Consider the following 26038-nt stretch of genomic DNA (forward strand, 5'->3'; position numbering starts at 1 on the left):
GCCACCACCAAAATTCCAAGCCATGAAGCCCTCCTTGAACACCAGGATTTCCCGTTTCGCGCTGGTCGCCGGGGTGACAGGCATTGCCGGATTATTCGCGCTGCTGTCCCTGAGCCTCTACAACGAATACCGGGCGAGCGTGGATCGTGCGCAAGTCGAGGCGGAAAACCTGTCGCGGGTGCTGGAGGAAAACGCGCTGGCGACGATCCGCAACGTCGACCTGGTATTGCGGGACGTACAGGGGCAGGTGCGACCGGAGGACATGCGGATTCCGCTCGGCAGCGACACCACACGCACCCGTGAACTGCACCGCATGCTGCAGCAGCGCTTTGCCGGGATCCCCGAGTTCGGCGGGCTCAATCTGGTCGACGCACAGGGGCAGTATCACTACAGTGCCTACGACACGCTGCCCGCCATCAATGTCACGGACAGGCATTATTTTCAGCACTTGCGCGACACCCCCCGAGCCGGACTGGAGATATCCGAAGCGCTGATGTCGCGCAGCATCGGCAAATGGGCCTTGGTGGTTGCGCGCCGCTTGCAGAACGAGGATGGCAGCTTCGCAGGGCTGGCGCACGCGGTGCTCGGGCTGGATTATTTCCAGCATTTCTACAGCGCCTTGAACGTCGGGCCACACGGCACGCTGGTGCTGCGCGACAAGGATTTGCGCCTGCTCGCTCGCTATCCGGCCGGTGAGCCGTTCATGGGCAGGCAAATTCCCGGACACCACGGCGCGCCTTCTGTTGCCCAAGGCCTTAAACACGGCGTTTACCATGCGCGCGGACAGGTCGACGGCATCGCGCGCCTGTACAGTTTCCGCCAGGTGGGCGATCTGCCGCTGTATGTTTTTGCCGGCATCGCCGAGGACGACTACCTGGCCGACTGGCGTCAGCACATGGCTTATTTCGGCGCGGCCGCTCTGGTCATTAGCCTGGTGGTGGCGGGCCTGGTGCTGCTGTCGCGGCGCGCCCTGGTCGAGCAGGAGCGCATGCTGACGGAGCTGGTGAGAAGCGAGGCCCGGCTCAAGGAGTCCCAGTATCTCGCCCATCTTGGCAGCTGGGAACTCGATCTTGTCGGCAACCGGCTTGCCTGGTCGGACGAAATCTTCCAGATTTTCGAGATCGATCCAACACGTTTCGGCGCCTCCTATGATGCCTTCCTCAACGCCATTCATCCCGACGACCGCGACATGGTCAACCAGGCCTATACCGGTTCAGTCGTATCGCGCACGCCTTACGATATTGTTCACCGCCTGCTGATGCCAGACGGGCGCATCAAGTTCGTGCACGAACGCTGCGAGACTTTTTACGATACGGCAGGAAAGCCTTTACGCTCGGCCGGCACGGTGCAGGACATCAGCGAACAAAAACGGGCCGAAGCAGCGTTGAGGGAAAGCGAGGAACGCTTTCGCACCATGGCGGACTACACTTACGACTGGGAATACTGGCAGGGGCCGAACCAGGAAATGTGGTACGTCACACCGTCCTGCGAGCGGGTTACCGGCTACGCCCAAGAGGAATTCATTGCCGATCCCGGCCTGGTTTATCGCGTTATCCACCCCGACGATCGTCACCTGATGGACGAGCACGTGCATGATTCCACATACCAGGACAGCGCGGCCGTGGATTTCCGCATCGTGCGCAAGGACGGGGAGATTCGCTGGCTGGCTCACGCCTGTCGCGCCGTGCACTGGCACGACGAAAAGTTCATGGGGCGCCGCGCCAGCAACCGCGATATCACCGATCGCAAGCAACTGGAAATGGAACTGGGGGAATTGAACCGCAACCTGGAACTGCGGGTGGAAGAGGAGGTGGCGAAGAACCGCGAGAAAGACCATATCCTGATCCAGCAATCGCGGCTGGCGGCGATGGGTGAAATGATCCACAACATCGCCCACCAGTGGCGCCAGCCGCTCAACGCACTGTCGGTGCTGCTGGCCAACATCAAGGACGATTACGACTATCACGAGTTGACCGCTGATTCGCTGGAAGACGCCACCTCCCGGGCGAGGAAGCTGCTGCAGCGCATGTCGACCACGATCGACGATTTCCGCGATTTTTTCCGTCCGGATCACGAGCCCGGCGAATTCGACGTCGGCCAGTCGGTCGAGGACGCGCTGTTCGTGATCGAGGCTTCGCTCGCCAACAACAATATCCGGGTCGAAAGAAACGTTACGCAGAAAATCGTGGTCTATGGCTTTAGCAATCAGTTCGTGCAGGTGCTCCTGAATCTCCTTTCCAATGCCAAGGAAGCGCTCAGCCAAGGCAACAAGCCGGACGCGCTGATCCGCATCGCGGCGACGCAAAGCGGAGAGGAAGCGGTGATCACGATAGAGGACAACGGGGGCGGCATCGAGGCGGACATATTGCCGAAAATATTCGAACCTTACTTCACCACCAAGGAGCAGGGGAGCGGCATCGGACTGTACATGTCGAAGATGATCATCGAACGCAATTTCAACGGGAAAATCGAGGCCGTCAATGCGGGGCAGGGCGCTTTGATAACCATCACACTGCCGCTCCGCAAGGCAGAGACGTCACCATGAACACGCCGGACAACAACGAACTCCTGGGGGTGCTGAAAACGCTTTCGGTCCTTTATGTCGAGGATGAAGACAGCGTTCGCGAAGAATTGGCCCGCTTCCTCAGGCGGCGCTTTGCGCTGGTCGAGACCGCTGCCAACGGCCGGGAAGGTCTCGATAAATTCACGCAGGGCCATTACGACATCGTGGTGACCGACGTCCGCATGCCGGCCATGGACGGGCTGGAAATGGCGCGACACATCAAGGCGCTCGCCAACGATGTGCCGGTCATCGTGGTCACGGCCTACAACGAAGCGGACTATTTCATGCGCGCCATAGAGATCGGCGTGGATTGTTACGTCAAGAAGCCCATCGATCCGCAGGAACTGATCGCGGCCATATTCAAGAGTACGCGCGTGCACTTCCAGAAACAGGCACTGGAGAAAGAGCACGAACGCGTGCTGGAGCTGATGCAGCAGACGGTAGCGGCGCTGGCACGGGCGATCGAAAAACGCGACCCCTATACCGACGGGCACCAGAAGCGCGTGTCCCAGCTGGCCGTGGCGATCGCCGAGGAAATGGGCATGACAAAGGCCATGATCAACGGTATACGCCTGGCTGCGATGGTGCACGATATCGGCAAGATACATGTCCCGGCCGAGATCCTCAGCCGGCCCGGCCGCCTGACGCCCAGCGAATTCGCGCTCATCCAGCAGCATCCGCAGTCCGGGTTCGAAATCGTCGGCGATATCGATTTCCCGTGGCCGATCGGCCAGATCATCCTGCAGCATCACGAGCGGCTGGACGGGGCCGGATACCCCAATGGACTGAAGGGCGAAGACATCCTGGTGGAAGCCAGTGTAATCGGGGTTGCCGACGTGGTCGACGCGATGGCTACCGACCGTCCCTACCGGGCGGCCTTGGGAATCGAGGCGGCGCTGGAGGAGATTCGGGACAAGCGCGGCAAGCTTTTCGATCCGCTCATCGTCGATGCCTGCGTGCGCGTGATCGAGAAAGCCGGGCGCGATTTCTGGAAGGGATAAGGGCTCGTCAGCGTGAAACTCGCGTAGCGAGCCTAAGTCTCCCTCTCCCGCAAGCGGGGGAGGGCTGGGGTGGGGGCGTCAGGCGAGCGGATCGATCTCCACCCGGTTGCGTCCGCCTTCCTTGGCCCGGTAGAGCGCCTTGTCGGCACGAATCAGGGCGGCGTCGGCACTGCCGTCGGTCGCCTCCATGATCGCGACACCGATGCTCACCGTGATCGGGATGGGCTGTCCATTCAGCACCAGCGGCGTTTCCTCGACTTTCTGGCGCAGCCGTTCGGCGAAGCTTCGCGCCGCTTCCGGATCGGCCGCGGGCAGCAGAATGGCGAACTCCTCGCCGCCAACACGACCCAGACTATCGATCTTGCGCAGTTCGTCTTTCATGAGGGTGGCGAAATGCTTGAGCAGCGCATCCCCCGTCGCGTGGCCGAAGTGGTCGTTGACCCGTTTGAAATGATCCAGGTCGAGCATCAGCACGGCGGCGCGCTCGCCGTCGAGGCGCTGCATGCGGGCCAGTTCCGTTTCCATCTGGGTGAAGAAATGCCGCCGGTTGGGCAGGCCGGTCAGGTAGTCGGTGCTGGCGAGCGCGCGCAACTCGGCTTCCAGCCTGGCGCGGATGATGGCGTGACGAATGGCACGGATCAGGCCATCGGAAGTGAAGCTGCCCTTGACCAGGTAATCATGGGCGCCGGTTTCGAGGGTCTGGTGCTCGAATCCATTGTCGTCGTGGCCAGTGAGCACGATGAGTGGCAGCGCGCCTGCGGCCTCGCGACCAGCCAATACCGTGGCGAGACCGCTCGAATCAGGCAGCGACAGATCCAGTAGCAGAACATCGGGCGGGTTGTCGCGCAATTGCTGGCGCGCCTCAGCGAGACTTCCCACCCAGGTGATATCGAAACGCCCGGCGCCGGCCGCATTCAGGGTCTGACGTACCAGGTGTGCATCACCCGGATCGTCTTCCACCAGCAGCACGCGGCAGGGAGGATTTTTCACCGTCATGGCCGAAATCAATCCTTCCTTGGCAAACGGGTGAGCGTGAACCAGTAGTTGCCGAGCTGGCGAATCGCGTCGATGAACTGTTCCATGTCGACCGGCTTGGTGATGTAGCCTGCCGCGCCCAGCTTGTAGGAAGCCGCCACGTCGCGCTCCACGTCCGAAGTGGTCAGCACCACCACCGGGATGGCCTGCAGCGCGGCGTCGGCCTTGATGGCGGAGAGAAACTCGCGACCGTTCATGCGCGGCATGTTGAGGTCCAGCAGGATCATGTCAGGCTGCGGCGCGTCGCGGAAGCCTTCGTCCCGGCGCAGGAATGCCAGTGCCTCGACGCCGTCGAGCACATGGTGCAGGTTGCAGAATACCTTGTTTTCCCTGAGCGCCGCCTTAACCAGGTTGGCGTCGGCCGGTTCGTCTTCCACCAGCAGGATGTCGAAGGGATTGCTGTTGTCGTTGATCAATTTCATTCTCCATCAGGCAGTTCGAAAGCTACCATGGCGCCACCCTGCTCTAAATTTTCAATCCAGATTCTGCCGTGGCGGCTTTCGACGATACGCCGGGCGATCGACAGGCCAATTCCGGTGCCGCTTTTGCCGCCAGCAATATTTAGCCGTTCGAAAATCTCGAACACCCGCTCGCGGTATTCCGCCGGGATGCCGGGGCCGTTGTCGCTGACGCGGAAGCGTGTAAGGTCGCCATCCCGCTCTCCGCTGATGCGGATCTGCGGCGGGACGGATGAGTCAGCGGGCTGGCCATGCTGCAGTGCATTATCCAGCAGCACGGCAAACAAATCCATCAGGCGCGGGCGGTCGAGAACGGCAGGCGGCAGCGCATCGACTTCGAGGCTTGCCCCCGTTTCCGCCAATTGCTTTTTCAGGCGCTGGCGCAGCGTCGCCAGTACGGCATTGGCATCTTCCGTGCGCACTTCCCCGCGCGCCTCGCCCGCTGCGAGATAGAGCTGGATATCGCGCACCAGGCCGCGCAAGCGCTCGGCGTCGCGCTCGAGATAGTGGAGCGAGGTGCGCACTTCTTCATCATCGAGTCGGTCGGGTAATACGGCCAGGCGCGCGCGCAGGCGCTGGGTGTAGCTGGTGAAGCGGCGCGTCGGTTCCATCAGGTGGTGGGCGGATATTTCGGCGAAGCGGGTCAGGTCGGCATTGGCCAGGCGCAGGCGTTCCTGAGCGAGCTGGGTGGCCGCGGTCATGCGGTTGAAGGTGCCGATCAGGTGGCGCAATTCCGGGCTGCCCTCGATCGCCAGCCGCGTTTCCAGGTTCCCGCTGGCGATGGACTCGGCGCCGCTTTCAAGGCGTTTGAGCGGTGCCAGACCGCCGCGCAAGACCAGCCAGATGCCGATGAAGTCCACGCTGAGGGCCAGCAGCAGGATGCCCAGGAGGTCCATGAGTCTCTGCCAGGAACGGTTGGCCAGGCCGCGTGCGCTCAGCGTGATGAATATTGAACCGTAATCGTGCCCGCCGACCGTTACCTTGGCTTTGCCGGAGGCGTCTTGAAACCCCAGCGTTGCGGAGAACCAGTCAGGTGCGATGGCGACCAGCGGTTTGTCGCTGCTTTGCAGGGATTTGCCGGTGGGGTCGACAAATTGCACGCTGGCCACGCGCGGGCGGGTGACATAGCGCTCAAGGTCTTGCTGCAGGCTGGCGAAGTCTCCGATCACCACCACTTCGGCCAGTGTCGCAGGCAGTGTTTCCAGTTCCTGGGCCAGTTCTGTTTTCAGGTCGTCACGGGCGTCACGCGCTTCCTGGCGGGCGGATACGAAGAGCATCGCAGTTCCCGCCACCAGCAGTGCAAAGTTCGCCGTCGTCAGCAGGCGCGCGACTAAAGGCAGGCGGCTCCAGAAGGCGGCGATCATCAGCGAACCCTCATTTGATGTCCTTGACCAGGGTGGTGCGGTAGAAATCGCTATAACTGCGGTAGTCCGCCGGCGAGGAGGCGCGGAAGCCGTAGGGCGGTTTCTGGCCGACGATTCCGGCGCTGGCTTCGAGAATTCTCAAACCCTCGGGGTTGCGATCCATGTCGTCCAGCACGCGCCGCACTTCTTCGACTACTTTCTTCGGCACGCGGGGGTGCGCGGCGATGGGGATGTTGAGAAATCCACTCGATTCCCACAGCACGCGATATTGCACGTTTTCGCGGCTGGCGAATGCGCGCATCACCTGGTTGTTCACCCCCGCAGCGATCACCTTGCCTGCTTTGAGCTGGGCGATGATGCCTTCCTGGTTGCCGCCGAACACCGGGGTGACGTGTACGCCCTGGTGCAGCAACTGGTCCATCGGCACTGCATAGCCGACGAAAGCGGCCAGCGAGGGGAAGCCCACTTCCTTGCCCTCCAGGTCCTTGAGCTTGCGCACGGGCGAATCGGCCAGGGTCACGATCTGGCCGGTAATGGCTTCGTCCTGCGGGCGCAGGATCACCTGGTAATCGGCCTTGGCCATCTTGGGTTGAAAAATGGTGTTGGAGTAGACGAAGTCGTATTCGCCTTTTTCCATGGCGTCGTTGGACTCCGGCGCGGTGCGCGCCACCTTGAGCGCGAGATTGGCCCCCGTCTTGCGCGAGACGTAGTCCAGGATCGGGTTCCAGTACTCGGCGGTGAGCACCGGGCTGCGCTGCGAGAGCACGCCGAAGGAGTAAGTGGCGGGCGCCTCGGCGGCGGATGCAGGCGTCAGGGCAAAAAGGCCGAGACAGGCAGTCAGGGCAAGTGCCAGGCATTTAAGGCGGCTATCAGGATTCATGCTGCTCTCCTTCGGTTTTGCTATCCCCGGCGGCGACGTCAGCCGGGACCAGAGGTAATTCGAAAATAAAGGTACTGCCCTGGCCGTCACCTTCCGATTCCACCCAGATACGGCCGCCGTGGTGCTCGGCGATCTTGCGGCACAGCGCCAGTCCCATGCCGGTGCCGTCGAAGCGCGCACGCGACTGCAGGCGGCTGAAGAACTGAAACAGGCGGTCGATCTGCTGCGTAGCGATGCCGATGCCGTGGTCGCGCACGCTTACGCGCCAGAGCTGCGGCGTAATGGTGGACGTCACCTCGATGCGCGGTGCCTGGTCGGCCGCGTGGTATTTGACGGCGTTGCCGATCAGGTTCTGGAACAGCCGGGTCAGTTCGTCGCGGCTGGCGAAAATGCGCGGCCATTCGCCGCTTTCGCTGATGGTCGCTCCACTTTCCTTGATGGCGGGGGCCAGGAAGGCGAGCGCCTCGTCGAAAGAATCGCGGCTCGTCATCCATTGTTTGGAGCTGGTCTTGCGCCCGATGCGCGAGTAGTCGAGCAGGGAGACGATCATCGCGTCCATGCGCCGCGCGCCGTCGAGCGCGAAAGCCAGATTTTCCTTGTCGTCCTGGTCCAGCATGTCTTTCAGGCCTCTTTCCAGCAGTTGCAGGTGGCCGGTGACCATGCGCAAGGGCTGGCGCATGTCGTGGGAGATGCTGTAGGCGAACTGCTCGAGGTCGGCATTTGAGCGCAACAGGGCTGCGGTTTTTTCCTGCAGTTTGGCTTCGGCCTGCTTGCGGGCGCTGATGTCGGCGTTCGTGCCGACCAGGCGCAGGGGTTTGCCCTCGGCGTCGCGCTCCGCCACCATGCCGCGGCCGAGGATCCATTTCCAGCTGCCGTCCTTGCTCTGCATGCGGAACTCGGCGACGGCGGTGGCGGTTTTCCCCGCGATATGGTCCTGTATGTTCGCCATTACGCTAGGCATGTCCTCCGGGTGGACGCGGTTTACCCATTCGTCGGCCTTGTTGGCGATTTCTTCCTCGGCATAGCCCAGCATTTCTTTCCAGCGCCTGGAGTAAAGGGCTTCTCCGCTCTGAATGTTCCAGTCCCACACCCCCTCATCCGAGCCTTCCAGCGCGAATTTCCAGCGTTCTTCGCTGTCGCGCAGGGCGTCTTCCATGTGTTTGTGCTCCGTGACGTCGCGGTTGCTGACGCGGCGCCCCATAGGCTCGCCATTGCGGTCGGAGACCGCTCGGCAGTGATGAGTAATCGAGCGGATTGCGCCGTCGCGCCGCACGATGCGGAAATCCACCAGCGCCCCGTCCTCGCAGGTGGCGATTTCGTGCAGGTGCCGATCCATGCGTGGGCGATCGTCGGGGTGGATGATGCGCAGCAGCAGACCGGGGTCGGCGGCGAATTCCGCCGCGGAATAACCGGTGACGCGCTCGCAGGATGGCGTCATGTAAAGTATTTCCCGATTTGGCCCCTGCCAGTATTCCCAGTCGTAGGTGAAGTCGGCCACGGTGCGGAATTTGGCTTCCTGCTGGGCCAAAGCCTCGACCGAGTTAGCCTGACGTTTCCAGTTGCGGTAAATCAGAAACGCCGCAGCCAGCGTGGCCAGGGCAAAGAGCACCACCAGCGTTGCCAGACGGACGGCAACAGAGCGCCACTCGGCCAGGTAGTCGTCGCTGGCCAGACCGACGATGATGATGAAAGGATAGTCGGCAACCCGGCGAAAGGAGAACGTCCTTTCGACTCCGTCCACGGTCGAAAGCGCCCGGTAAGTCCCCGACTTTCGTCCGGCCTGAACCATTTCCCGCAACGGCGGGGGCGCGGATCTCTGCCCCACCACGCTGCCGATTTTTTCCGGTTCGGGATGCCGGACGACGATGCCGAGTTGGTCGTCGCGCAGGGTGACGATCCCGTGCGGGCCGACGTTGAGGGCGGCGAACGTCCGGGAAAACTGCTCCAGCTCGATGGTGGCGATCGCGATGCCGCCAAAGGCGCCGCCGGACTGCTCGCTGCCGAAAGCGGCATTGGGCAGATTGATGCGCCGGGCGAGGGCGATTATCCATTTCTGGTTGACGCGGCTCATTTGCGGCGGTGAAAACACCAGCCCTGCATCGGGGTCGGCACGCAAGCGGGTGAAATGGGAACGGTCGGCAACGCTGATGTTCGCGCCGGGCGGGATGCCGGTGCCGTAGACCATTGCCCCTTTGTCATCGGCGATGCGCAGGGCGTCGAACTGCGGCAGATGCGAGCGCAGGCGCTCGATATAGGCGTTCAACGATGGGCCATCGACGCCGCTTGCGGCGCGTTGCCGCTGGTATTCGTCGACCATGGCGAACAAGGCGACATCTTTGGCCCTGATCGTGCCGGAGAGGTCGTTTTCCAGTGCCTGGGCCAAGTTCCGGGTGGTGATTTCGGCCCCTTGCTGAAACTGCCGATAGCTCTGGCGCAGCGACAGCCCGGCCAGAATGAAGATGAACAGATTGATCAGTACCACGCCTGAGACCACTCGTGCGAGAAAAGTGGCGGAGGACATCACTGGGCCGGATTTCTTCAATGGGCTGGTCATGTCAAAAACTTTAGCACATCAGCGGGCAGTCATTGCGAGCGTCGCGAAGCAATATGGTTTTGTTGAATGTTCCCAAAAACATCAGATTGCTTCGCTGCGCTCGCAATGATCGTTCGGACAGGGATTTGCATGCGTTTTCACGCCGCATCACGCCCATCCAGCATCTCCGGCTGAAATGCCTGAACATTGTCGCGGCCGTTTTCCTTGGCGTGGTACATGGCGATATCGGCGTTCTTGGACAGCTCGACTTCGCTGCTGCCATGCTCGGGATAGAGGGCGATGCCGGTGCTGGACGAAATGCTCAGGCGATGTCCTGCGAGTTCGAAGGGCTGGTTAAGGGTGTTGCGAATTTTTTCCGCCACCGCTTTTGCATCCGGCACATGCGCGACGGTGCGCAGCAGCACCACGAACTCGTCGCCGCCGATGCGCGCCACGGTATCGGATTCGCGCACACAACCCCGCAAGCGCCGGGCGACTTCTTTCAGCAGCAGGTCGCCGACGTCGTGACCGAGCGTGTCGTTGATCGGCTTGAATTTATCGAGATCGATGAGCATCAGCGCCAGGCCCGTTCCATCGCGCCTGGCGGCGGCTATCGCCTGTTGCAGCCGGTCGTTCAGCAGCGCGCGGTTGGGCAGGTCGGTGAGCACGTCGTATTGCGCCAGATGAAGGATGCGTTCCTCGGTTTTTTTACGCTCGGTGATGTCGTGCTTGATCCCGACGAAATGCAGGATGGTGCCGCTCTCGTCCTTCACCGGGGCGATGGTGAGTTCCTCGTCATAGAGGCTGCCGTCCTTGCGGCGGTTGACTACCTCGCCGCGCCAGACTTCTCCGCGGAGAATGGTGCTCCACATGGCCGCGTAGAACGGCTGATCCTGTTGCCCCGACTTCACCAGTTCGCTTGCGCGCAGGCCAAGCGCCTCTTCGGGCTTGTAGCCGGTCAGCGGTTCGAATGCCGTGTTGGCCCACTCGATTTTGGCAGAGGTATCGGTGATGACCACACCATTGCCCACCGCCTCGAGGGCGGAAACCAGCAGGTGGTCGCGCGTGCGCGCGGCAGCCAGACGGCGATTGACCAGTACCAGGCGTATCGCCAGCAGAACGATCAGGCCGCCGGCGATCACGCCCGCGAAAATCTGCCACTGGTAACGTGCCGAAACGTCTTGCAGCGTGAATGCCGGCGCTGCCTCGAAAGGCGGCTGGCGCAGTTCGCGCAACAGTTCTTCAACCGGCGAGTAATCGGCAGGGACGGTGAAGCCGTGGATAGCCATGGCACGGGTGACGGCTGCGTCTTTTTCCAGCACGAACAGGGCGGCGGCGACGCGGCGCGCGAGGTCTTTGTCGGTGTTGGGCAACGAGGCGAACGGCCATTCCGGGTAGAGCCGGGTCGAAACTTGCAGGGGGAAATCCGGCTTGTCCTGGCGATTCAGTATTTTAAGGCGGTTCAGGTCGAGCTTGCCCTCGCTGGCCATGTTTTCCAATACGCCGCTGCGCACGAAGCCGGCGTCCGCGCGACCGGCCAGCACCGCCGCCACGACCTGGTCATGCGGCATGCCGGTGGTCAGTATCCGGGCGTCCTGCGGCAGGCGAACGCTCTTGCGGGTCAGTTCGTACGCCTGCATCTGGTAGCCGCCCAGCGAGCTGGTGCCGATCGTGGCCAGGGTCTTGCCCCGCAGGTCGGTCAGGGTGCGGATGTCGGCACGTTGCGCCAAGCTGAAAACGACGCCGCCGAAGTCGGAGAGCGGCTGGCCGCTGTCCTTGCTGATCAGCGTGGCGAGCGGAGCGGACAGGCCATTGCGATGTGCCAGCAGCACATAATGACCGGGATTGGTAAGGACGAAATCCAGCTCTCCGCGGGTGATGGCCGCTTCCAGCTCCGGGTAGTCCAGCGCTTCGACGACGAAGTTCCGCTCCGGCATGGCGCGCTGCAAAACCCCGGCCAGCGGTTGCCATTGCGCCAGGGTTTGCGGCTTGGGCCGGAAGGCCAGCACGCCGATCCGCACCGGTTCGGCGGCGAGCAACGGCAGGGTAATCCCCAGCAGGAAGATGCTCGCGATCAGACGACGGAAAAATTGGCTCATGTCGGCACCGCCTTTTCATGCAGCTCGGACAGCCAGGCATCCATCGCTTGCGGCCTGCCATACAGGTAGCCCTGGTGGATGATTTCGCCGCGGGCGTGGAGGAAATTTGCCTGGGCCGCGGTTTCCACGCCTTCCGCCACGACCTGCAGGTGCAGGTGCTGTGCCACGGCGAGGATGGTTTCCACCAGTGCGGCGTCGTTGGGGTCGTTCGGGGCGTCCTGGATGAAACTTTTGTCGATCTTCAGTTCGTGGATCGGCAGGCGTTTGAGGTAGGCGAGGCTGGAGTATCCGGTGCCGAAATCGTCCATGGAAAAATGGATGCCCAGCGCCGTCAGCTCGTTCATCTTGGCTACCACGTCGGCGAAATTGCCGATCACCAGCCCTTCGGTCACTTCCAGCACCAGGTGGGCCGGATCGGCGCCGCTGGCAGCCAGCTGATGTTTGATCTCCGCGACGAAGTCATGTTTCTGGAAGTGGCGCGGGCTGATATTCACCGCTACGCGCAGCGTGCGCCCTTCGGCGTCCAGGCGTGCCAGCAGGCGGCAAACCTCGGCCAGCATCCAGCGGTCGACGGCGACGATGAGGTCGGAGGCTTCCGCCAGGGCGATGAACACGCCGGGCAGCACCAGGCCGCGCGTCGGGTGTTCCCATCGCACCAGCGCTTCGGCGCCGACCTGCTGGCCAGTCGGGCCCACCTGGGGCTGGAGGTAGAGGCGCAACTGGTTTTCCGCCATGGCATGACGCAGTTCGCGTTCCAGTTGGTAGCGCTCCCTGACCGTCTCGCCCATGGTCGTTTCGAAGAATACGGAACGGCCGCCGCCTTCGGCCTTGGCCTGGTGCATCGCCAGGTCCGCCTGGCGCAATACGTCGGAGGCGGTTTCCTTTGGCGATTCGGGGAACAGGGCAATGCCGATGCTGGCGTCGAGATGCATGGCCTCGCCGTCCAGTTCGATGTTCTCGCGCAACGCGGCGCGCAGCTTTTCCGCCATTGCCAGGGCCCGGTGGCCGGCCTCGTCGCGCGTCGCCACGAGACGCGGCAGCAGTACGGCGAATTCGTCCGAATCCAGCCGTGCCAGCACATCGTCGGCGTGCAGAGTTTGCGCCAGGCGTTGCGCCACCGCCTTGAGCAAGGCATCGCCGATGGCCAGCCCGCGGGCTTCGTTGATGTCCTTGAAACGGTCGAGGTCGAGCAGCAGCACGTCGGCGAAGCGGCCTTCGACGTGGGCGTTGACCAGCGTCTTGTCGAGTTGAGCGAGGAAATGCGCGCGGTTGACCAGCCCGGTGAGCGGGTCGCGCCGGGAGAGGTGCTCGGCTGTGGCCTGGGCGCGTCGGATTTCGCTCAGATCGGCGAACACGGCGACATAGTGGGTGACCTGTCCGCTATCGTCCCTGACACAACTGATGGTGACCCATTCGGGGAAGGGCTCGCCATTCTTGCGCCGGTTCCAGATTTCGCCGACCCACTCTCCCTTGCTGCGCAGGGTTTGCCACATGCTGCGGAAGAATAGACTGTCGTGGCGGCCGGAGTTGAACATGCGCGGATTCTTGCCCAGCACTTCCATTTCGCTGTAGCCGGTGATGCGGCTGAAGGCCGGGTTGACGGCGATGATGTTGGCTTCGCCGTCGGTCACCAGCAACGCTTCGCCCGTGGTCTCGAACACCCGGGCGGCGAGCCGTTGATGAACTTCGGCCTGTTTGCGTTCGGTGATGTCGCGGCCGACCACCACCAGGCCCATGCGGCGGCCGTCGTCGTGAAACAGCGGCACCTTGATGACGTCGAATATCTGCGGCGCTCCATCCGGACGGGGCACGCTTTCTTCATATTGCTGGATGGTGCCGGTCTGCCAGGCGATCTCGTCGTTCGCGGCGCAGGTCAGGAAGGTCTCGCGGTGGAAGCTTTGCAGGGCAGACAATTCTTTGTCGTTTTTGCCTTGGTAGTCCATGCCTTCCAGCCGGAAAATCCTGAGATTGGCGGCGTTGGCTTCCAGCCAGCGGCCTTCTCCATCCTTGAAGCAGACGAAGTCGGGCATGGCATTGATCAGGGTGCGCAAATGCGTTCCCGTTTCGCTCAGCCGTGCTTCCAGCCGGGCGCGGCTGATGGCGTGGCGGATGGCGCGGACCAGGTCGTCGGTGTCGAACTTGCCCTTGATCAGGTAATCCTGCGCACCGGCATCGATCGTCTGCAGCGCAAAACCGCTATCGTCGTGCCCCGTCAGCACGATGATGGGCAGCGTGCCCGCAGCCCGGCGGCAGGCATGAACGGTATCGAGTCCATTCGAGTCGGGTAGTGACAGATCCAGCAGCAGTACGTCGGGTGGATTTTCGAGCAACTGTTGCCGTATGTCGGCAAGGCTGGTTACCCAGGTGATGTCGAAGTGTGGTTCGACACTTGCGCGCAGTGCCTGGCGCACCAGGTTGGCGTCGCCCGGATCGTCTTCAGCCATTAAAACGAGGCAATTTGAGGGAACTTGCATGCTAGGCGTATCTTGAGAGTCATGCCGGAATTGGCGGTCAGGGAAAAAACTGATCTATGTATAGTGTAAACCATTACTAGCCTGTCAGACATCGCCGCATGGCGGCGCTGGGGGGGATATGCCAATGGCGCGCCGCGCGGGAGAAAGTCCGGCGACTTGATTTACCAGCCGGGCCAATGGTGCCACAATGTTTGCATAATAAATTTTAATGACGCCATGATCCGGCCCACTCTTGTTCATCTCATTTCCGCCCCGCTTCTGACCCTGCCGCCGGAAGCAGGACTGATTGATGCCGCCGAGCGCATGTCTGCAGCCGGCGCCAGCGCCATGCTGGTGATTCAGGACGGGCGCAGCGTGGGTCTGCTCACCGAGCGGGACGTGCTGCTGGCCCTGGCGCACAGCGTCGACCCGCATCAGGCACTGTCGGCGGTGATGAGCACGCCGGTGAACGCGGCACCCGGCAGCCTGTCGATGCGCGAGGCTTATCACCTCCTGGTCAGCCGCAGCCATCGCCATCTGCTGGTGACCGGCGATGACGGCGCGCCGCTGGGCATCGTGGACGAATCCGATTTCCGCCGCCACCTCGGGATGGAATACCTGGTCAAGGTGCGCGACGTGAAAAGCCTCATGACCACCAACGTGCTGACCCTGCCGCCGAACGCCACGGTGGGCGACGCTGCGCTGATGATGGAGCGTCACCACGTCAGTTGCGTGGTGGTGGCCGAAGGCGGCAATCCGCTGGGCATCATCACCGAACGCGACATGGTGGGGCTTTATCGCCAGGGTGCCGAAGCGAGGGCGCGCAGCCTGGCCGATACGATGCGGCACCCGGTCGTCGCGGTGAAACCCGAACTGGCGCTGCACGAAGCGGCGGAAAGCATGCGCCGGAACAAGCTGCGCCGCCTGGTGGTGGTGGACGAGGCCGGCCATCTGGTCGGCATTCTCACCGAGCACGATCTGCTGAAGCGCCTCGAGGACGAATATCTGGACGTGCTCAGGGGCGTAATCCGCGAGCAGGCGCGGGAAATCGACCAGATACGCCACGATCTGGACGAGCAGGGCACGCTGGACCTGATTCTCGATTGCGCGCCCGAGCTCGCGGTAGTCGCCGTGAACCCTGAGCACCAGGTGATTTATGCCAACGCCGCTGCGCGCAGCCTGTGCGCCTGGCATGTCGAGCCCGGCGACGATTTTCCCGCGGCCTTCGAACGAGCCGGGTTCCCCGCCGCGCTTTATGCGCAAATGACGCAGTGCGCCCATCGGGATGGCGGCTGGAGCGGCGTCGCCGACTTGTCGCTGGGGCGCCATTTCGAACTTCACGCGGCCGGGCTGCTTGAACCGCAGGGCGAGCGACACGGCATGGTGTTCACCTGCCGCGATGTCAGCACCAAGGAGGCCGGGCAGCGCGCCTTGCAGGAGGCCGAGCTCACCCAGCGCCTGCTGCTGGAATCCGCCGAAGAAGGCATCTGCGGTATCGATCTCGCTGGCGTCTGCACCTTCGCCAACAGTGCCGCCGCGCACCTGCTCGGTCTTTCAAGTGCGGAAGACCTGGTGGGGCGACGCATCCACGAACTCGCCCATTACAACCGCGCCGACGGTACGCCCTATCCGCGCGAAACCTGTCCGGTTTGCAAGACCTATACGTCCGGCTCGGTGGCGCGGGTCGTCGACGAGGTGTTCTGGCGGGCCGACGGGTCGAGCTTCGCGGTGGAGTATCGCGCCTACCCGATCCATCGGGACGGGCGCCTGTCGGGCGCGGTGATGGTGTTCCGCGACCGCACCGCGGAACAGCGCACCCTGGCGCGATTGCAGGCGAGCGAGGGGCGCCTGCGCACCTTGATCCAGACCATTCCCGACCTGGTCTGGCTGAAGGACCCGCAGGGCGTCTATCTGGCCTGCAACCCGGCATTCGAGCGCTTTTTCGGTGCGAAGGAAGCCGACATCGTGGGCAAGACCGATTACGATTTCGTGGCTTGCGAACAGGCGGACTTTTTTCGTGCCAACGATGACGCCGCGCTTGCCGCCGATCACCCCAGCGCCAACCAGGAGTGGATCACCTTCGCCGACGATGGCCGACGCGTTCTGCTGGAGACCACCAAGACCCCGATGCATGCGGTCGACGGTCAGCTCATCGGGGTGCTGGGCATCGGCCGCGACATCACTGAAATCAAGCTCCATGAAGCCCGGCTCACCGAGCAGCTCGAGGAATTGCGCCGCTGGCACGAGGCCACGCTGGGGCGCGAAACCCGCGTGCTGGAGCTGAAGCGCGAGGTGAACGAACTGCTGCGCCGCGCCGGGGAAGCGCCGCGCTATGGCAGCGTGGAGCCGGGCGGGGGCGACGCTTGAAGGCACTGCCGCGGATATTCCTCGCCACGCTGTTGCTGTGCGCCCTGACCCTGGCCGGCGGCTGCGACAAGCGCGACAAGCAGGCGGGCTATCAGCCCGTGATCGGCGACAAACCGGCGACGGAGCCGGTCAGGCGGGAATACCTCTTCGGTGTGCACCCGCTGCATAATCCGTCGCGCCTGTTCAAGCTTTACGGACCGATCGTCGAGTTGCTCAATGCGCGCATTCCTGAGGCGCATTTCTCGCTGGAAGCCTCGCGCAATTACGAGGAGTTCGAGAAGAAGCTTTACGCCCGCCATTTCGACCTGGCCTTGCCCAATCCGTATCACACCATCAACGCGCTCAAGCATGGCTATCGCGTATTCGGCAAGATGGGCGACGACGCAATGTTTCGCGGCATCATCCTGGTGCGCCGCGACGGCGGAATCCGCGATGTAGGGGACCTCAAGGGCAAGGCGGTGAGTTTCCCTGCCTTGAGCGCACTCGCCGCCACCATGCTGCCGCAGCTTTACCTCAACGACCACGGCCTGCCCGTCGGCAGTTACGAGGCGCGCTATGTCGGCTCGCAGGAATCCTCCATCATGAATGTCTATCTCGGGAACACCGTAGCCGGCGCGACCTGGCCGCCGCCGTGGATTGCTTTCGAGAAGGAACATCCCGACTACGCGGCCCAGCTGAAAGTCCAGTGGACAACCGATAAGCTGCCCAACAACGGGCTGGTGGCGAGAGACGATTTTCCGCCGCAATTGCTGCAGCGCGTGGCCGCCATCCTGTTTTCCTTGCAGGACAGCCGGGAAGGACGTGAAATATTGGCGCGCCTGCCGCTGTCCCGCTTCGAGGCCGCCAGCGAGGAAACCTACCGGCCGGTACGCGAATTCGTCGCCCATTTCAGTGCCACTGTGCGCCCGCTCGAAGAAGTGGAAAAAGCCAAATGAGCCGCCTCTTTCAGCGCTTCCATGATATGTCCATCCGTCACCAGCTCATGGTCGGCATCGCATTCGTTTATGCGTTGCTGATGACGCTGCTGGTGGCCTACCTGGTAGCCGGTCAGAGCGATTTTTTGCACCGGCGCGCCGGGGTGGATGCCAGCCGCATGGCGGAGATGCTGGCGGCCGGCAGTGCCCCGTGGGTCATGGCGAACGACGTGGCCGGGCTGCAGGAGGTGGTGCGATCGCTGGGACGCGACCCGGACGTGCGCTACGCCATGCTGCTTTCTTCCGATGGCCGGGTGTTGGCGCACAACGACCCCGGCAACATCGGGCACTTCGTCACGGATGCAACCAGCCGCAACCTTCTCGCCGGCCTTCCGGTGCTCACCACCCTGGTCGCCGACGACGACTTGATCGACGTGGCTGCGCCGGTCATGACGGGCAAGCATTTCATCGGCTGGGCGCGGGTGGGCGTCGGCCAGGAACGCATCGCCGCGAACCTGCGCCAGGTCAAGTACAAGGGAGCCGTTTTTGCCTTGCTCGCCATCGCGCTGGGTTCCTTGTTCGCCGTTTTCATGGCCAACAGCCTGACGCGGGGGCTGAACCGGCTGGTCAGCGCCACCGCGCGGGTACGCGGCGGCGAGCGCGGCTTTCGCGTCAAGTTCGAGCGCAAGGACGAAATCGGCAGGGTGGGCAACGATTTCAACCTCATGCTCGCCGCGCTGGAAGAAAGCGAATCCGAACGCAAGCAGGCAACCGAGGCCCATCGCGCCAGCGAGGAACGCTTTCGCGACATCGCCCTGACCTCGGCTGACTGGCTGTGGGAAGTGGACGCGGAAGGGCGCTACACCTTCGCCTCGGACAACGTGCTGGACGTGCTCGGCTATCGTGCCGAGGAAATCGTCGGCAAGACGCCCTTCGACCTGATGCCGCCGGAGGAAGCGGAGCGGGTGATGCCGCTGTTTCAGGACATCGTCGCCCGCCAGGTCCCCTTCCGCCTGCTGGAAAACCTCAACCGGCACAAGGACGGCACGACGCACGTGATTCTCACCAGCGGCGTGCCGGTTTTCGATGCCCGGGGGCAGTTGCGCGGCTACCGCGGAGCGGAACAGGATGTCACCGAGCGCCGGCGCGCCGAGCAGGCCGCTCTCGCCGCCCAGGCCGAAACCGCGCGCTTGCTGGCGATTTCGGACCAGTCGCGCCTGGTGCTGTTGAGCATGATCGAGGACCGGAAAGCGGCCGACGCGGAAATCCGCAAGCTCAACGCGTCCCTGGAGCAGCGCGTGCGTGACCGGACCGCCGAACTGGAAGTTGCCAACAAGGAACTGGAATCCTTTTCCTACTCGGTGTCCCATGACCTGCGCGCACCCTTGCGCGCGGTGAGCGGTTTTGCGCAGATCCTCGCGCGCAGCCATAGTGACTCCCTCAACGAGGAGGGGCGCCACTACCTGGACAACGTGATCGCCGCGAGCGAACGCATGGGCACGCTGATCGACGACCTGCTGCACTACTCGCGCACCGGTCGCGGTGCCGTGCGGGCGGTGCCGGTGCCGCTCGCGCCCCTCGCCGCGCACCTGGCATCCACCTTCGGCGAGCGCATCGCCGCCACCGGTGCGCGTTTCGAAGTGATCGAACCGCTCGTGACGCCGCTCGGGGACGCCACGCTGATCGGGCAGATTCTCGCCAACCTGGTGGACAACGCGCTGACCTACCGTTGCCGCGACGGCATGCCGCAAGTGACGCTGTCTGCCGTGCGCGAAGGCGAATGGGTGGTGCTGCGCGTGGCGGATAATGGCATCGGCATCGCACCGGAGTATCATGAGAAAATCTTCCAGGTGTTCCAGCGCCTGCACTCCGAGGACGAATATCCGGGGACCGGTATCGGCCTCGCCATTGTCGCCAAGGCGGTGCGGCTGATGGAAGGCGAAGTCGGCATTGAATCGGTGCCGGGCCAGGGCAGCACTTTCAGGGTGCGTTTGCCGGCGGCAAAAGAAGAAGGGAGTTCGAATTGACTAAACCCGAATGCATCCTGCTGGTCGACGACAACCGCATGGATGTCGAGTTGGCGCTCGACGCCTTCCGCGAGGTGCGTTTCTCCAACCGGATTGAAGTGGCGGGCGGCGGCCAGCAGGCCCTCGATTACCTGTTCGGTCATGGTGCATATGCCGATCGCGCACGCTACCCGCTGCCCGTCCTGACCTTGCTCGATCTCAAAATGCCGGGCATCGACGGCTTCGACGTGTTGCGGCGGATCAAGGAAACGCCGCTGCTCAAGCGTATCCCGGTAGTGATTCTCACCTCCTCGCGCGAGGAGGGGGACAGGGCGATGTCTTATGACATCGGCGCCAACTCCTATTTGGTGAAGCCGGTGAGTTTTACAAAATTCGTCGAAGTGGTGAAACAGATCGAGGGTTACTGGCTGACGCTGAATGCTCCGCCGCCGCTTCCCATGGATGAGGCGGGACTTCATGGCCGTGAATGATGCCGCCCTGAAGCCGGAGTCGCCGCTCTTGCGCGTGCTGATCGTCGAAGATTTGCCCAGCGATGCAGAGCTGATGATGCTGCAGCTTAGGGGTGAAGGCTTCCGCTTCGAGTGGCAGCGGGTGCAGACCGAAGAGGAGTACCTGGCCGGGCTCGATTCGCGTCCCGACCTGATCCTCGCCGACTGGCACCTGCCGCGTTTCAGCGGCCTGCGCGCCCTGCAGCTGCTGCGCGAGCGCAATCTGGATATACCCTTCATCATCGTTTCCGGCGGTATCGGCGAAGAGGCAGCCATCGATGCCCTGCGCCAGGGCGCCAGCGATTACGTGCTCAAGGATCGTCCCGCGCGCCTGGGCCCGGCGGTGCGCCACGCCCTGGACGAGCACCAGTTGCGCAACGCGCGCAAACAATCTGAGGAGGCCCTGCGCCTCGCCGACCGGGTGTTCCGCAGCACCGGCGAGGGCGTCGCCGTGACGGATGCCGCCGGCAACCTCGTTTCCGTCAATCCGGCTTTCGAACTCATTACCGGCTACAGCGCGGCGGAAGTGCTGGGCCAGAACCCGCGCATGCTCCAGTCCGGCCGCCACGAGGATGCCTTCTATCGCGAGATGTGGGATCGTTTGCTCGAAACCGGGCAGTGGCGCGGCGAACTGTGGAACCGGCGCAAGAACGGCGAGGTGTACCCGGAATGGCTCACCATCAGCGCCGTCAATGACAATGAAGGTGTCACGACGCACTACGTGGGCGTTTTCAGCGATATCAGCACGGTCAAGGAGGCGATGCAGCAGATCGATTTCCTCGCCCACCACGATGCTCTCACCCGCCTGCCCAACCGTATCCTGTTCCACGATCGCCTGAGCCACGGCCTGGACCGCGCGCAGCGTGAAAACTCTCCGCTGGCGCTGCTTTACCTGGATCTGGATCGCTTCAAGACCGTCAACGACACCCTGGGGCACCCGGTAGGCGACGAACTGCTGCAGGAAGTGGCGCGCCGCATGGCCGGCGCGCTTCGTGCCGGCGATACCCTGGCCCGCCTGGGCGGCGACGAGTTCGTGCTGCTGCTGGAGGACGATGCCAACGCGCAACAGGCGGCGGTGGTGGCGCGCAAAATACTGGACCTGTTCGCCGTGCCCATCAGCGTTGCAGAGCACAAGCTGAACGTGACAGCCAGCATCGGCATCAGCCTCTACCCCGGCGACGGCGAGGATCCGGACACGCTGCTCAGGCATGCCGATCGCGCCATGTACGAGGCCAAGTCGCGCGGCCGCAATACCTACCAGTTTTTCGAGCCCGTGCTGTCCGCCGGGGTGCTCCAGCGCCTGGTCATGGAAAACGCCCTGCGCGGGGCGATGGAGCGCAACGAACTGCTGCTGCATTACCAGCCGCAGGTGGATCTGGGCAGCGGCGGCATCTGCGCGGCAGAAGCGCTGCTGCGCTGGCGCAGCGCCGAACTGGGCCTGGTTTCCCCTGCCGATTTCATCCCTGTGGCGGAGGAGATGGGGCTCATCATCTCCATCGGCGAATGGGTGCTGCGAACCGCGTGCGCCCAGAACAAGGCCTGGCAGGATGCCGGCTTGCCGCCCATCAGGGTGGCGGTCAACGTTTCCGCTTTGCAAGTGCTGGCCGGCACGCTGCCGGGGATCGTGGCGGAAACCCTGCGCGATACCGGGCTGGATCCCCGCTACCTGGAACTGGAACTGACCGAAAGCGTGATGATTCGCGAGGTCGAAGCCACGCTCAGCCAGGTCATCGAGCTGAAGCGTCTGGGCGTGACCATCAGTCTCGACGATTTCGGTACTGGCTATTCCTCGCTCGGCTACCTGAGCCGATTTCCGCTGGACCGGCTCAAAATCGACCAGGGATTTGTGCGCAATATCACCACCGAACCGAAAAACGCCGCAATTGCGCGCGCCACCGTTGCGCTGTCCCAGGGGTTGGGCATGGTCGTGATCGCCGAGGGCGTGGAGACCGAAGGCCAACTGCGCTACCTGCACAGCATTGGCTGCGAGGAAATTCAGGGCTATCTCTTCAGCCGTCCGGTCCCGCCCGAAGAACTGGCTGTGATGGTCGGGCAGGGCAAGGCGCTGTCGCTCGACGGGACGGAGCTGGAATCCGCGCGCACCCTGCTGCTGCTCGATGACGAGCCGAATATTCTCAATGCCCTGGTACGCTTGTTGCGGCGCGACGGGTACCGGATCCTGGTAGCCCATTCCGGGGTCGATGCGCTCGAATTGCTCGCTGAAAATCCCGCCCAGGTAGTGATTTCGGACCTGCGCATGCCTGACATGAGCGGTACCGACTTCCTCACCCGGGTCAGCGAACTCCATCCCGACACGGTTCGCATGGTGCTGTCCGGCTATGCCGACCTGCAGACGGTGACCGATTCGGTGAACAAAGGTGCGATTTACAAGTTTCTCGCCAAGCCCTGGGAGGACGACGCGCTGCGCGCAACGGTGCGCGAGGCCTTTGTCCACTTCGAACGGGAACTGGGGCGGCGGCAAATACCCCAGTAGTCGCGCCGCTGCGATTTGTTGACTATATGTGATTATACGAATATATTGTGCAAATGATCGACGCCAATGATTTTTTCGATGCCCTTTCGGACGAAACCCGCCGCCGCCTGCTGGCGCTGCTGGTTAACGACGACGAGCTGTGCGTGTGCGAACTGTGCTTCGCGCTGGACATGCCGCAGCCCAAGGTGTCGCGCCATCTCGCGGTGATGCGCGAGGATGGCGTGCTGACCGTGCGCCGGGAGGGGCTGTGGATTTATTACCGCATCCACCCCTTGCTGCCGGCGTGGGCCTACCGGGTACTCGACCAGATGGTGCAGGGCTGCGGCGGGCTGGCGCTCTTCGCGGACGACCGCAAGCGCCTCGGTGAAATGCCCAATCGTCCGGCGCGTTGTTGCGGGTAAAAAAATTTGCTTTCAGATATGCGATTTGTCATATATATGAAACGGCGATTGTTTAGTATTGAAGCTCCGTTTTTTTAAGGGTGATTGGCTGTGGACAAGAAAATATTCAACGTGCTGTTCCTTTGTACCGGCAATTCCGCGCGCTCCATTCTGGGCGAGGCGCTGCTCAACCATCTCGGCAAGGGCCGGTTCCATGCCTGGAGCGCGGGCAGCCACCCGGCGGGAGAAATTAGTCCTTTCGCCATCGAGTTGCTGCAGAAGAGCAAACTGCCGGTCGAGGACCTGCGCAGCAAATCCTGGGACGAATTTTCCAAGCCGGGCGCGCCTCAATTCGATTTCGTCTTTACCGTGTGCGACAACGCCGCCGGCGAAGTCTGTCCCGTCTGGCCCGGTCAGCCCATGACCGCCCACTGGGGCATCGACGACCCCGCTGCAGCGAAGGGCAGCGACGCAGACAAGCGCAAGGCTTTTGTCACGGCTTTCACCCAGCTTAGTCGCCGCATCTCGCTGTTCATCAGCCTGCCGGTGGAAAAGTTGGACAAACTGTCCCTCAAACGTCAGCTCGACGACATCGGACGGCTGCGCGAGAAAGGAGAGTAGACGGTGAGCGCGCAATGCGAAGTGGTCGCCATGAAAGCCTCGGGTGCCGAACTGGGCTTCTTCGAGCGCTGGCTGACGCTGTGGGTGTTTCTCTCCATCGTGGCGGGTATCGGGCTGGGACAGCTTGCCCCCGCACCGGTTCAAATTCTCGGCAAGCTGGAAATCGCCCAGGTCAATCTGCCGGTCGGCCTGCTGATCTGGCTGATGATCATCCCCATGCTGATGAAGATCGATTTCGCTGCGCTGCATCAGGTCAGGCGGCACTGGCGCGGCATCGGCGTCACCCTGTTCATCAACTGGGGCGTGAAGCCGTTTTCCATGGCGCTGCTGGCTTGGGCTTTCATCCGTGTCGCATTCGCGCCGTACCTTCCGGCGGAACAGATCGACAGCTACATCGCCGGGCTGATCCTGCTCGCCGCCGCGCCCTGCACCGCCATGGTGTTCGTGTGGAGCAGCCTGTCCAGGGGCGATCCGCTGTTTACCCTGTCGCAGGTGGCGCTCAACGACACCATCATGGTGTTCGCCTTCGCGCCGCTGGTCGGCCTGCTGCTCGGCGTGGCGTCGATCAGCGTGCCGTGGGCCACGCTGTTCCTCTCGGTGGTGATGTACATCGTCATTCCGCTCGCCATCGCCCAGTTCCTGCGCCGGGTGCTGCAGGGCAGGGGCGCGCTGGATAGCGTGCTGGCGCGCCTGCACCCGGTCGGTATTTCGGCCCTGCTCGCCACCCTGGTGCTGCTGTTCGCCTTCCAGGGTAAGGCCATTATTGACCAGCCGCTGGTCATCCTGCTGCTGGCGGTGCCGATCCTGATCCAGGTGTATTTCAATTCCATGCTCGCCTACTGGCTCAACCGGACCGTGGGCGAGGTGCACAGCGTGGCCGGGCCTTCGGCGCTGATCGGCGCGAGCAATTTCTTCGAGCTGGCGGTGGCGGCGGCGATCTCGCTCTACGGCTTCGAGTCCGGGGCGGCGCTGGCCACCGTGGTGGGCGTGCTGATCGAGGTGCCGGTGATGCTCTCGGTGGTGCGCATCGTGAACGGCTCCAGGGCATGGTACGAGAAGGGGGCGAGAGCGTGATCCTGCAATCGGTCGTGACCTGCCCGCAATGCGGTTTCAGCAGGGAGGAAACCATGCCCACAGATGCTTGTCAGTGGTATTACGAGTGCCGGGGATGCGGCGCGCTGCTGCGTCCCAAAGCCGGCGACTGCTGCGTGTTCTGTTCCTACGGCACGGTGAAGTGCCCGCCGGTGCAGGAAAGCGGGCAGTCCTGCTGCACCGGCAAATTTAGCGAGAAATCATCATGAACACCCTGAGCGAAACCGCAACACCCCGCCGCGCCCCCTGGGGCTGGGTCGTCCTGTCGACCATCCTGTGGGTGGCCGCTTACGCCAGCCTGACCCGTTTCGCCGATGCGTTGCTGGCGCTCACCGGAGTCTCCCCGCAGACCCACCTGGGCGGGGCGCTGCATTTCTTCTTTTACGACACGCCCAAGGTCTTGCTGCTGCTCACCGGCATCGTGTTTCTGATGGGCATCGTGCACACCTTCGTCTCCGCCGAGCGGACGCGCGCCATGCTCGCCGGTAAGCGGCTCGGCGTGGGCAACGTGATGGCGGCCACGCTCGGCATCGTCACGCCGTTCTGCTCCTGTTCCGCAGTGCCGCTGTTCATCGGCTTCCTGTCCGCCGGGGTGCCGCTGGGCGTGACGTTTTCCTTCCTGATTTCCGCGCCCATGGTCAACGAAGTGGCGCTGGCGCTCTTGTTCGGATTGTTCGGCTGGAAGGTGGCGGCGCTCTACCTCGGCCTGGGCCTGCTGGTGGCGATTGTCGCCGGACTGGTCATCGGCGAGCTCAAGATGGAACACCACCTCGAGGACTGGGTGCGCGCCATCCAGATCGGCAAGGCGGCCGACCTGGAGCTGGCGCGCCCTACCTGGGCGGAACGCATCGACGCCGGCGTGGCGCACGTCAAGGAAATCGTCGGCAAGGTGTGGCCTTACATCCTCGGCGGTATCGCCCTGGGTGCGGGCATCCACGGCTACGTGCCGGAAGATTTCATGGCCGGCATCATGGGCAAGGATGCGCCCTGGTGGTCGGTCCCCGCCGCCGTGGTCATCGGCGTGCCGATGTACACCAACGCCGCCGGCATCATTCCCATCGTCGAGGCGCTGCTGGGCAAGGGCGCGGCGCTGGGCACCGTGCTCGCCTTCATGATGAGCGTGATCGCCCTGTCGGCGCCGGAAATGATCATCCTGCGCAAGGTTCTGAAGCCCCGGCTGATCGCCACTTTCGTCGGCGTGGTGGCGGCCGGCATCATGCTGGTGGGCTACGTATTCAATGCTGTCCTGTAATCCAAAGGAGTTCCCTC

At 63.1% G+C, this 26038-nt stretch carries 19 protein-coding genes; 12 read left to right on the plus strand and 7 right to left on the minus strand.

Features of this window, described 5'->3' with window-relative positions:
• The first annotated feature begins 22 nt into the window (after positions 1–22).
• Entirely contained in the window at positions 23–2545 is a 2523-nt protein-coding gene (locus SKTS_RS08665) for a PAS domain-containing protein (RefSeq protein ID WP_173063306.1), read from the plus strand.
• On the plus strand, positions 2542–3564 hold the full coding sequence (locus SKTS_RS08670) for an HD domain-containing phosphohydrolase (protein ID WP_173063309.1): 1023 nt from the start codon (positions 2542–2544) through the stop codon (positions 3562–3564). Before SKTS_RS08665 ends, SKTS_RS08670 begins: the two co-directional genes overlap by 4 nt.
• Before the next feature lie 78 nt (positions 3565–3642).
• Here SKTS_RS08670 and SKTS_RS08675 read toward each other — a convergent pair whose 3' ends face one another.
• The 7 genes from SKTS_RS08675 to SKTS_RS08705 all read right to left on the minus strand — a co-directional run bounded on the left by SKTS_RS08675 (position 3643) and on the right by SKTS_RS08705 (position 14377).
• Complete coding sequence (locus SKTS_RS08675; RefSeq protein ID WP_198420454.1) at positions 3643–4560, minus strand: GGDEF domain-containing protein; 918 nt, start codon at positions 4558–4560, stop codon at positions 3643–3645.
• Positions 4561–4568: 8 nt separating this feature from the next.
• Positions 4569–5015: a response regulator gene (locus SKTS_RS08680; protein WP_198420455.1), complete on the minus strand. Its 447-nt coding sequence runs from the start codon at positions 5013–5015 to the stop codon at positions 4569–4571.
• Positions 5016–5017: 2 nt separating this feature from the next.
• A complete protein-coding gene (locus tag SKTS_RS08685) occupies positions 5018–6421 on the minus strand; it encodes a sensor histidine kinase (RefSeq protein ID WP_173063315.1) in 1404 nt (467 codons plus the stop codon).
• A gap of 10 nt (positions 6422–6431) precedes the next feature.
• A complete protein-coding gene (locus SKTS_RS08690) occupies positions 6432–7301 on the minus strand; it encodes a phosphate/phosphite/phosphonate ABC transporter substrate-binding protein (RefSeq protein ID WP_173063318.1) in 870 nt (289 codons plus the stop codon).
• On the minus strand, positions 7291–9855 hold the full coding sequence (locus SKTS_RS08695; RefSeq protein ID WP_173063328.1) for a PAS domain-containing protein: 2565 nt from the start codon (positions 9853–9855) through the stop codon (positions 7291–7293). The genes SKTS_RS08690 and SKTS_RS08695 overlap by 11 nt, the downstream gene beginning before the upstream one ends.
• Before the next feature lie 137 nt (positions 9856–9992).
• Positions 9993–11933 carry a diguanylate cyclase domain-containing protein gene (locus SKTS_RS08700; protein ID WP_173063338.1) on the minus strand — a complete coding sequence of 647 codons (1941 nt, stop codon included), beginning with the start codon at positions 11931–11933 and terminating at the stop codon, positions 9993–9995.
• A complete protein-coding gene (locus SKTS_RS08705; RefSeq protein WP_173063341.1) occupies positions 11930–14377 on the minus strand; it encodes an EAL domain-containing protein in 2448 nt (815 codons plus the stop codon). The genes SKTS_RS08700 and SKTS_RS08705 overlap by 4 nt, the downstream gene beginning before the upstream one ends.
• Before the next feature lie 246 nt (positions 14378–14623).
• Between SKTS_RS08705 and SKTS_RS08710 the strand changes: the two genes are divergently transcribed.
• The 10 genes from SKTS_RS08710 to SKTS_RS08755 all read left to right on the plus strand — a co-directional run bounded on the left by SKTS_RS08710 (position 14624) and on the right by SKTS_RS08755 (position 26021).
• The gene (locus SKTS_RS08710; RefSeq protein ID WP_173063355.1) at positions 14624–16753 is read left to right on the plus strand and encodes a CBS domain-containing protein; all 2130 of its coding nucleotides are present in this window, start codon (positions 14624–14626) and stop codon (positions 16751–16753) included.
• Positions 16750–17688 (plus strand): phosphate/phosphite/phosphonate ABC transporter substrate-binding protein, encoded by a 939-nt coding sequence (locus SKTS_RS08715; protein ID WP_244617482.1) that lies wholly within the window; start codon positions 16750–16752, stop codon positions 17686–17688. The genes SKTS_RS08710 and SKTS_RS08715 overlap by 4 nt, the downstream gene beginning before the upstream one ends.
• Positions 17685–19694, plus strand: coding sequence for an ATP-binding protein (locus tag SKTS_RS08720; protein ID WP_173063358.1), 2010 nt, complete (start codon positions 17685–17687; stop codon positions 19692–19694). The genes SKTS_RS08715 and SKTS_RS08720 overlap by 4 nt, the downstream gene beginning before the upstream one ends.
• Entirely contained in the window at positions 19691–20164 is a 474-nt protein-coding gene (locus SKTS_RS08725; RefSeq protein WP_173063361.1) for a response regulator, read from the plus strand. Before SKTS_RS08720 ends, SKTS_RS08725 begins: the two co-directional genes overlap by 4 nt.
• Positions 20151–22676 (plus strand): EAL domain-containing protein, encoded by a 2526-nt coding sequence (locus tag SKTS_RS08730; RefSeq protein ID WP_173063364.1) that lies wholly within the window; start codon positions 20151–20153, stop codon positions 22674–22676. The genes SKTS_RS08725 and SKTS_RS08730 overlap by 14 nt, the downstream gene beginning before the upstream one ends.
• A gap of 53 nt (positions 22677–22729) precedes the next feature.
• Positions 22730–23077 carry an ArsR/SmtB family transcription factor gene (locus tag SKTS_RS08735; RefSeq protein ID WP_173063367.1) on the plus strand — a complete coding sequence of 116 codons (348 nt, stop codon included), beginning with the start codon at positions 22730–22732 and terminating at the stop codon, positions 23075–23077.
• A 90-nt stretch (positions 23078–23167) separates the two neighbouring features.
• Positions 23168–23677, plus strand: a complete 510-nt coding sequence (locus SKTS_RS08740; RefSeq protein WP_173063370.1) for an arsenate reductase ArsC — start codon at positions 23168–23170, stop codon at positions 23675–23677.
• Between the two features lie 3 nt (positions 23678–23680).
• Positions 23681–24751: an ACR3 family arsenite efflux transporter gene (gene arsB, locus SKTS_RS08745; RefSeq protein ID WP_173063373.1), complete on the plus strand. Its 1071-nt coding sequence runs from the start codon at positions 23681–23683 to the stop codon at positions 24749–24751.
• Positions 24724–24978, plus strand: coding sequence for a GDCCVxC domain-containing (seleno)protein (locus tag SKTS_RS08750; protein ID WP_173063376.1), 255 nt, complete (start codon positions 24724–24726; stop codon positions 24976–24978). Before arsB ends, SKTS_RS08750 begins: the two co-directional genes overlap by 28 nt.
• Entirely contained in the window at positions 24975–26021 is a 1047-nt protein-coding gene (locus SKTS_RS08755) for a permease (protein ID WP_173063379.1), read from the plus strand. Before SKTS_RS08750 ends, SKTS_RS08755 begins: the two co-directional genes overlap by 4 nt.
• Positions 26022–26038 lie beyond the last annotated feature (17 nt).

It is taken from the genome of Sulfurimicrobium lacus, from assembly GCF_011764585.1.
Classification (GTDB): Bacteria; Pseudomonadota; Gammaproteobacteria; order Burkholderiales; family Sulfuricellaceae; genus Sulfurimicrobium; species Sulfurimicrobium lacus.

Coding starts and splice junctions, on each gene's coding strand:
- SKTS_RS08710 (WP_173063355.1), top strand. CDS start 14,624: ATGATCCGGCCCACTCTTGTTCATCTCATTTCCGCCCCGCTTCTGACC.
- SKTS_RS08700 (WP_173063338.1), bottom strand. CDS start 11,933: ATGAGCCAATTTTTCCGTCGTCTGATCGCGAGCATCTTCCTGCTGGGG.
- SKTS_RS08750 (WP_173063376.1), top strand. CDS start 24,724: ATGGTACGAGAAGGGGGCGAGAGCGTGATCCTGCAATCGGTCGTGACC.
- SKTS_RS08665 (WP_173063306.1), top strand. CDS start 23: ATGAAGCCCTCCTTGAACACCAGGATTTCCCGTTTCGCGCTGGTCGCC.
- SKTS_RS08730 (WP_173063364.1), top strand. CDS start 20,151: ATGGCCGTGAATGATGCCGCCCTGAAGCCGGAGTCGCCGCTCTTGCGC.
- SKTS_RS08690 (WP_173063318.1), bottom strand. CDS start 7,301: ATGAATCCTGATAGCCGCCTTAAATGCCTGGCACTTGCCCTGACTGCC.
- SKTS_RS08675 (WP_198420454.1), bottom strand. CDS start 4,560: ATGACGGTGAAAAATCCTCCCTGCCGCGTGCTGCTGGTGGAAGACGAT.
- SKTS_RS08670 (WP_173063309.1), top strand. CDS start 2,542: ATGAACACGCCGGACAACAACGAACTCCTGGGGGTGCTGAAAACGCTT.
- SKTS_RS08685 (WP_173063315.1), bottom strand. CDS start 6,421: ATGATCGCCGCCTTCTGGAGCCGCCTGCCTTTAGTCGCGCGCCTGCTG.
- SKTS_RS08735 (WP_173063367.1), top strand. CDS start 22,730: ATGATCGACGCCAATGATTTTTTCGATGCCCTTTCGGACGAAACCCGC.
- SKTS_RS08720 (WP_173063358.1), top strand. CDS start 17,685: ATGAGCCGCCTCTTTCAGCGCTTCCATGATATGTCCATCCGTCACCAG.
- SKTS_RS08755 (WP_173063379.1), top strand. CDS start 24,975: ATGAACACCCTGAGCGAAACCGCAACACCCCGCCGCGCCCCCTGGGGC.
- SKTS_RS08695 (WP_173063328.1), bottom strand. CDS start 9,855: ATGACCAGCCCATTGAAGAAATCCGGCCCAGTGATGTCCTCCGCCACT.
- SKTS_RS08705 (WP_173063341.1), bottom strand. CDS start 14,377: ATGGCTGAAGACGATCCGGGCGACGCCAACCTGGTGCGCCAGGCACTG.